Source organism: Pseudarthrobacter sp. J1738, assembly GCF_050490315.1.
In the GTDB taxonomy this organism is placed as follows: Bacteria; Actinomycetota; Actinomycetes; order Actinomycetales; family Micrococcaceae; genus JBNPEO01.
On the sequence record NZ_JBNPEO010000020.1, the window covers coordinates 1 to 7401 of the forward strand.

The following is a 7401-nucleotide window of genomic DNA, read 5'->3' on the forward strand; positions in this document are numbered from 1 at the left end:
ACCGGGTGTGCGGCGTGGGACCTGATCCTAGGAGGTAAGCGTATTAACAGGTGTGACGCAGGAAGGTAGCTGAGCCGGGCGATGGTTGTCCCGGTCTAAGGATGTAGGGCGAATGGTAGGCAAATCCGCCATTCATGGTGCCTGAGATCTGATGGGACTCCCGTATGGGGGGATTCAGTGATCCTATGCTGCCGAGAAAAGCATCGACGCGAGGTTTTAGCCGCCCGTACCCCAAACCGACACAGGTGATCAGGTAGAGAATACTAAGGCGATCGAGAGAATTATGGTTAAGGAACTCGGCAAAATGCCCCCGTAACTTCGGGAGAAGGGGGGCCCCAACCTTGAACACCACTTGCTGGTGGGAGGGGATCGGGGCCGCAGAGACCAGGGGGAAGCGACTGTTTACTAAAAACACAGGTCCGTGCGAAGTCGCAAGACGATGTATACGGACTGACTCCTGCCCGGTGCTGGAAGGTTAAGAGGACCGGTTAGCCTGTAAGGGCGAAGCTGAGAATTTAAGCCCCAGTAAACGGCGGTGGTAACTATAACCATCCTAAGGTAGCGAAATTCCTTGTCGGGTAAGTTCCGACCTGCACGAATGGAGTAACGACTTCCCCGCTGTCTCAACCATAAACTCGGCGAAATTGCAGTACGAGTAAAGATGCTCGTTACGCGCAGCAGGACGGAAAGACCCCGAGACCTTTACTATAGTTTGGTATTGGTGTTCGGAGTGGCTTGTGTAGGATAGGTGGGAGACTGTGAAGCAGCGACGCTAGTTGTTGTGGAGTCATCGTTGAAATACCACTCTGGTCACTTTGGACATCTAACTTCGGCCCGTAATCCGGGTCAGGGACAGTGCCTGATGGGTAGTTTAACTGGGGCGGTTGCCTCCTAAAAAGTAACGGAGGCGCCCAAAGGTTCCCTCAGCCTGGTTGGCAATCAGGTGTCGAGTGTAAGTGCACAAGGGAGCTTGACTGTGAGAGAGACATCTCAAGCAGGGACGAAAGTCGGGACTAGTGATCCGGCGGTACATTGTGGAATGGCCGTCGCTCAACGGATAAAAGGTACCTCGGGGATAACAGGCTGATCTTGCCCAAGAGTCCATATCGACGGCATGGTTTGGCACCTCGATGTCGGCTCGTCGCATCCTGGGGCTGGAGTAGGTCCCAAGGGTTGGGCTGTTCGCCCATTAAAGCGGTACGCGAGCTGGGTTTAGAACGTCGTGAGACAGTTCGGTCCCTATCCGCTGCGCGCGCAGGAAATTTGAGAAGGGCTGTCCTTAGTACGAGAGGACCGGGACGGACGAACCTCTGGTGTGTCAGTTGTACTGCCAAGTGCACCGCTGATTAGCTACGTTCGGATGGGATAACCGCTGAAAGCATCTAAGCGGGAAGCCTGCTTCAAGATGAGATTTCCATACACCTTGTGTGTGAGAGGCCCCCAGCCAGACCACTGGGTTGATAGGCCGGATGTGGAAGCGGGGACTAAAGACTCGTGAAGCTGACCGGTACTAATAGGCCGATAACTTACACCACACCAACACCCCCCACTTGTGGGTTGTGTTGGGTAAAGAGAACAAGACTGCTTGCGTCCACTATGTGGTTCCCAAACAACAACACCAAACCTGGTCACACCCAGGGGAGGCTGTTATTGAACAGGGAACAAAAAAACACAACAAAATACACAACAAAATACAGGAACCAGTAACAAACACACCACGTGTTTGCCCATGGTTTATCCACTATTGTTGTAACCAAAGACTACCCGCCCCACCACATGGTTGGGGGACAGGGTCAAAGGGTTACGGCGGTCATAGCGTGGGGGAAACGCCCGGTCCCATTCCGAACCCGGAAGCTAAGGCCCACAGCGCCGATGGTACTGCACCTGGGAGGGTGTGGGAGAGTAGGACACCGCCGGACAACCATTCATAGTAAAGCCCCGCACCCACACAGGTACGGGGCTTTACTACTTTAACAACCACACACCAACCCAACCCGGCCCACAGGACCCCAACCCACTCGACGCAGGTTGCGTGCGTGGGTATTATCCTTTTATTGACCGCGAGACTTTTGTCATCATTGAATTTTGCTAGGAGGTGAGACCCGTGAAAGCAGTATCCGTAATGGGCCTCCCTCGCAGTTCATGGTCCTGCGGTCGGGTTATCTAGAACTCGCGCCGTCTGGGAATGCCCGCACATCGCGAAAGGCCATTCCCATGAACACAAATTCATCTTCAGTTACTGGTTCCCACCCCGCAGAGACGCCAACGGCCGTTCAGCCGCATTCCACTCAGTCTCATCCCATTCAGTCGCGTCAGCGGGCACTAGTTCTGGGCGGGGGTGGATCCACTGGGAACGCGTGGCTCATTGGCGTTGTAGCAGGTCTCGTTGACGCGGGCTGCAGAGTCAAGGATTTTGACCTCATCGTAGGAACTTCTGCAGGTGCAACCGCAGCTGCGCAGATCACCAGCGGAGCCACACCGGCGGAGCTGTTCGAGGCCATCATGAATGAGCGCGCACCCTCTCTTCCAGAGCGGGAACTAGGCGGAGTCTCGCCGCAGCGTAGTAGTATGCCACCGGTGGCGGCGTCCGAGGCGCCGCGTCGTATGGTGAACGGCCAGCTTGGTGCGACTGGCGAAGTCATCGCTGCATCAGTGGACATCACTGACATGCGTCGGCGTATCGGCGCCTGGGCACTTAGCCGGGAAGCGTCGTCGGACGTTGCTTTCCAAGAGCGTTGGCGCGCGACCGTTGCCTCTAGATTCGTTGGGGATGTCTGGCCGGAACAACGAGTGTTCGTCACCGCCGTCGACGCCGTGAGTGGTGACCCAGTGACCTTCGACTTGGAGAGCGGCGTGAACCTGGTAGATGCCGTGGCGGCCAGCTGCTCGAGTGGTTTTGCATATCAGATTGGTGAAAATCACTATGTCGACGGCGGCTACCGGACGAACGCCGATAATGCAGACGTGGTGAAGGGATACAAAGAGGTTTTGGTGCTCTCACCTTTTGGTGGCAGGTCCCGAACGCCCAGCGAGTGGGGGGTGGATCTGGCTTCCCAAGTCTCTGAGCTGCGGTCCGCTGGCAGCAAAGTGGCAACCATATTTCCTGAAGGGGAGGCCGCGAACTATTTTGGGGTCAATGCCATGGATCTGTCACTGCGTCCCTTGGCGGCACAGGCCGGTTTCGCGCAAGGCAGGGCCGCTGGCCAATATGTGGCCGACGCCTGAATCCTGCGGAGTGATGCACGCCATAAGATCACTTTTCTTCCATTCAGGTAGAAAGTGGGGACATATACCCCGAAATTCCGCGTGTTGATGCGGAAGTGGCGCAGCGCCTACCGGATTTGTGTTGGGTGTTGGTGGGGTGTATTGTTTTTTGAGTCGCCGCGAGGGGAACAGCGTTGAGCTGGGACCGCGGGTGGCCACCCCCCTTTCTTTTAGGCCATGGTTTGGTCGTCTTTTTGGGCGTCTGAGTGTGGTTGTGGGTTGTGTTTGCTGCTGGTGTGAGTCCTGGAATATGGATTTGCGGTTTGGTGGTGAATCGGGTAAGTTTGAAAAGTTGCTCCGGAGCGAGTTCTGATCCTGTTGAGGGGTTGGGGTGGTGCCGGTAGTGCCTGTTGTTTGAGAACTCAATAGTGTGCCAAGTTTATTGATACCGATTGTTTTTTGATTGGTTGATTTTGCCAGGCTGTGCGCACCCCGTGTGTGTGGTCTGGTTTTCAGCTGGTTTCGAATTTAGTGCAATCATTTGCTGTGTTATTTCCATGGTTTTGGTTGTGTCTGTTTGGTTAGTTTTTAACGGAGAGTTTGATCCTGGCTCAGGATGAACGCTGGCGGCGTGCTTAACACATGCAAGTCGAACGATGATCCCAGCTTGCTGGGGGATTAGTGGCGAACGGGTGAGTAACACGTGAGTAACCTGCCCTTAACTCTGGGATAAGCCTGGGAAACTGGGTCTAATACTGGATATGACCTTCCATCGCATGGTGGTTGGTGGAAAGCTTTTTGTGGTTTTGGATGGACTCGCGGCCTATCAGCTTGTTGGTGGGGTAATGGCCTACCAAGGCGACGACGGGTAGCCGGCCTGAGAGGGTGACCGGCCACACTGGGACTGAGACACGGCCCAGACTCCTACGGGAGGCAGCAGTGGGGAATATTGCACAATGGGCGAAAGCCTGATGCAGCGACGCCGCGTGAGGGATGAAGGCCTTCGGGTTGTAAACCTCTTTCAGTAGGGAAGAAGCGAAAGTGACGGTACCTGCAGAAGAAGCGCCGGCTAACTACGTGCCAGCAGCCGCGGTAATACGTAGGGCGCAAGCGTTATCCGGAATTATTGGGCGTAAAGAGCTCGTAGGCGGTTTGTCGCGTCTGCCGTGAAAGTCCGGGGCTCAACTCCGGATCTGCGGTGGGTACGGGCAGACTAGAGTGATGTAGGGGAGACTGGAATTCCTGGTGTAGCGGTGAAATGCGCAGATATCAGGAGGAACACCGATGGCGAAGGCAGGTCTCTGGGCATTAACTGACGCTGAGGAGCGAAAGCATGGGGAGCGAACAGGATTAGATACCCTGGTAGTCCATGCCGTAAACGTTGGGCACTAGGTGTGGGGGACATTCCACGTTTTCCGCGCCGTAGCTAACGCATTAAGTGCCCCGCCTGGGGAGTACGGCCGCAAGGCTAAAACTCAAAGGAATTGACGGGGGCCCGCACAAGCGGCGGAGCATGCGGATTAATTCGATGCAACGCGAAGAACCTTACCAAGGCTTGACATGAACCGGAAAGATCTGGAAACAGGTCCCCCACTTGTGGTCGGTTTACAGGTGGTGCATGGTTGTCGTCAGCTCGTGTCGTGAGATGTTGGGTTAAGTCCCGCAACGAGCGCAACCCTCGTTCCATGTTGCCAGCGCGTAATGGCGGGGACTCATGGGAGACTGCCGGGGTCAACTCGGAGGAAGGTGGGGACGACGTCAAATCATCATGCCCCTTATGTCTTGGGCTTCACGCATGCTACAATGGCCGGTACAAAGGGTTGCGATACTGTGAGGTGGAGCTAATCCCAAAAAGCCGGTCTCAGTTCGGATTGGGGTCTGCAACTCGACCCCATGAAGTCGGAGTCGCTAGTAATCGCAGATCAGCAACGCTGCGGTGAATACGTTCCCGGGCCTTGTACACACCGCCCGTCAAGTCACGAAAGTTGGTAACACCCGAAGCCGGTGGCCTAACCCCTTGTGGGAGGGAGCCGTCGAAGGTGGGACTGGCGATTGGGACTAAGTCGTAACAAGGTAGCCGTACCGGAAGGTGCGGCTGGATCACCTCCTTTCTAAGGAGCCTCTGCCATTGCTGGTGGTGACTGTATGGTTGCTGTTGGTGTGGTCAAGAGTTATAGCTCATTGCGTGGACGTTTGTTCCACGGTGGGTGCTCATGGGTGGAATATCAATAGGCATGCTTTGCTGGTTTTTGCTGGCTGTGTTTGAGTACGGGCTTTCTTCGCTTTTGGGTGGAGGGGTTGTGGAAAGGATGTGGTTGGTGGGGGTTGGTGGGGATTTTTGGCACACTGTTGGGTCCTGAGGCAACAGGGCCGCTGATTGTTTTGTGATGCGTGCTGCTTTGGTGGTGTGTGTTGTGGGGGTTGGTGGTTTTGTTTGTTTCGGTTTCCTGGCCTTGACTGATGCGGTGCACTGTTTGGTGTGTTGTTGGTGTGGGGTACGGGGTTGTTGTTTGAGAACTACATAGTGGACGCGAGCATCTTATAAAGAAGCAATTTCTAAGATTATGAACCTGGATCTGTCGTCGTGCCCTTTGGGGTGTGGTGGTGGTTTTCATGGTTCTCTCGAAAGTGTTTTATTGATCTTTGTGGTCAAGTTTTTAAGGGCACACGGTGAATGCCTTGGCATTAGGAGCCGATGAAGGACGTGGGAATCTGCGATATTCCTGGGGGAGTCGATAACCAGACTTTGATCCCAGGGTCTCCGAATGGGGAAACCCCGCCAGGGGCGCGAGTTACCTGGTGACCTGCAGCTGAACACATAGGCTGTGTGGAGGGAACGCGGGGAAGTGAAACATCTCAGTACCCGCAGGAAGAGAAAACAATAGTGATTCCGTTAGTAGTGGCGAGCGAACGCGGATCAGGCTAAACCGTGTCATGTGTGATAGCCGGCGGGCGTTGCATGACCGGGGTTGTGGGACCATCCGTTCCAGTTCTGCCGGACTGGTGAGGTGAGAGTGTAGGTATAGGTGAACGGTCTTGAAAGGCCGGCCGTAGAGGGTGTTAGCCCCGTAACTGTAATGTTTGTACACCGCCTGGTTTGGTATCCCAAGTAGCACGGGGCCCGAGAAATCCCGTGCGAATCTGTCAGGACCACCTGATAAGCCTAAATACTCCCTAATGACCGATAGCGGACCAGTACCGTGAGGGAAAGGTGAAAAGTACCCCGGGAGGGGAGTGAAATAGTACCTGAAACCGTGTGCTTACAATCCGTTGGAGCATCTGCAGCTTGTCTGTATGGGTGTGACAGCGTGCCTTTTGAAGAATGAGCCTGCGAGTTAGTGTTACGTCGCGAGGTTAACCCGTGTGGGGAAGCCGTAGCGAAAGCGAGTCTGAATAGGGCGTTGCAGTGGCGTGATCTAGACCCGAAGCGAAGTGATCTACCCATGGCCAGGTTGAAGCGACGGTAAGACGTCGTGGAGGACCGAACCCACTTCAGTTGAAAATGGAGGGGATGAGCTGTGGGTAGGGGTGAAAGGCCAATCAAACTTCGTGATAGCTGGTTCTCCCCGAAATGCATTTAGGTGCAGCGTTGCGTGTTTCTTATTGGAGGTAGAGCTACTGGATGGCTAATGGGCCCTACAAGGTTACTGACGTCAGCCAAACTCCGAATGCCGATAAGTGAGAGCGCAGCAGTGAGACTGTGGGGGATAAGCTTCATAGTCGAGAGGGAAACAGCCCAGACCACCAACTAAGGCCCCTAAGCGTGTGCTAAGTGGGAAAGGATGTGGAGTTGCTCAGACAACCAGGAGGTTGGCTTAGAAGCAGCCATCCTTAAAAGAGTGCGTAATAGCTCACTGGTCAAGTGATTCCGCGCCGACAATGTAGCGGGGCTCAAGTACACCGCCGAAGTTGTGGATTTCGTATAGTAGACAAGCCTTTGTGGTTCAGTCGTACGGAGTGGTAGGGGAGCGTCGTGTGGGCGGTGAAGTCGCGGTGTAAACCAGCGGTGGAGCCTACACGAGTGAGAATGCAGGCATGAGTAGCGAAAGACGGGTGAGAAACCCGTCCGCCGAATGATCAAGGGTTCCAGGGTCAAGCTAATCTGCCCTGGGTAAGTCGGGACCTAAGGCGAGGCCGACAGGCGTAGTCGATGGACAACGGGTTGATATTCCCGTACCGGCGAAAAACCGCCAATAC

At 54.9% G+C, this 7401-nt stretch carries 1 protein-coding gene and 4 rRNA genes; all 5 read left to right on the plus strand.

Annotated features, from left to right (window positions below; translation table 11 throughout):
• Positions 1-1535: ribosomal RNA gene (locus tag ACQR35_RS14615) — 23S ribosomal RNA — on the plus strand; the annotation flags it as partial.
• Between the two features lie 267 nt (positions 1536-1802).
• A 5S ribosomal RNA gene (gene rrf / locus ACQR35_RS14620) occupies positions 1803-1919 on the plus strand.
• Positions 1920-2214: 295 nt separating this feature from the next.
• Positions 2215-3225: a patatin-like phospholipase family protein gene (locus ACQR35_RS14625; RefSeq protein ID WP_430270467.1), complete on the plus strand. Its 1011-nt coding sequence runs from the start codon at positions 2215-2217 to the stop codon at positions 3223-3225.
• Between the two features lie 567 nt (positions 3226-3792).
• Positions 3793-5315, plus strand: a 16S ribosomal RNA gene (locus ACQR35_RS14630).
• Between the two features lie 536 nt (positions 5316-5851).
• A 23S ribosomal RNA gene (locus ACQR35_RS14635) occupies positions 5852-7401 on the plus strand; the annotation flags it as partial.

What these genes read in the sequence shown, in the direction of transcription:
- ACQR35_RS14625 (WP_430270467.1), top strand. Translation starts at nt 2,215, where the DNA reads ATGAACACAAATTCATCTTCAGTTACTGGTTCCCACCCCGCAGAGACG.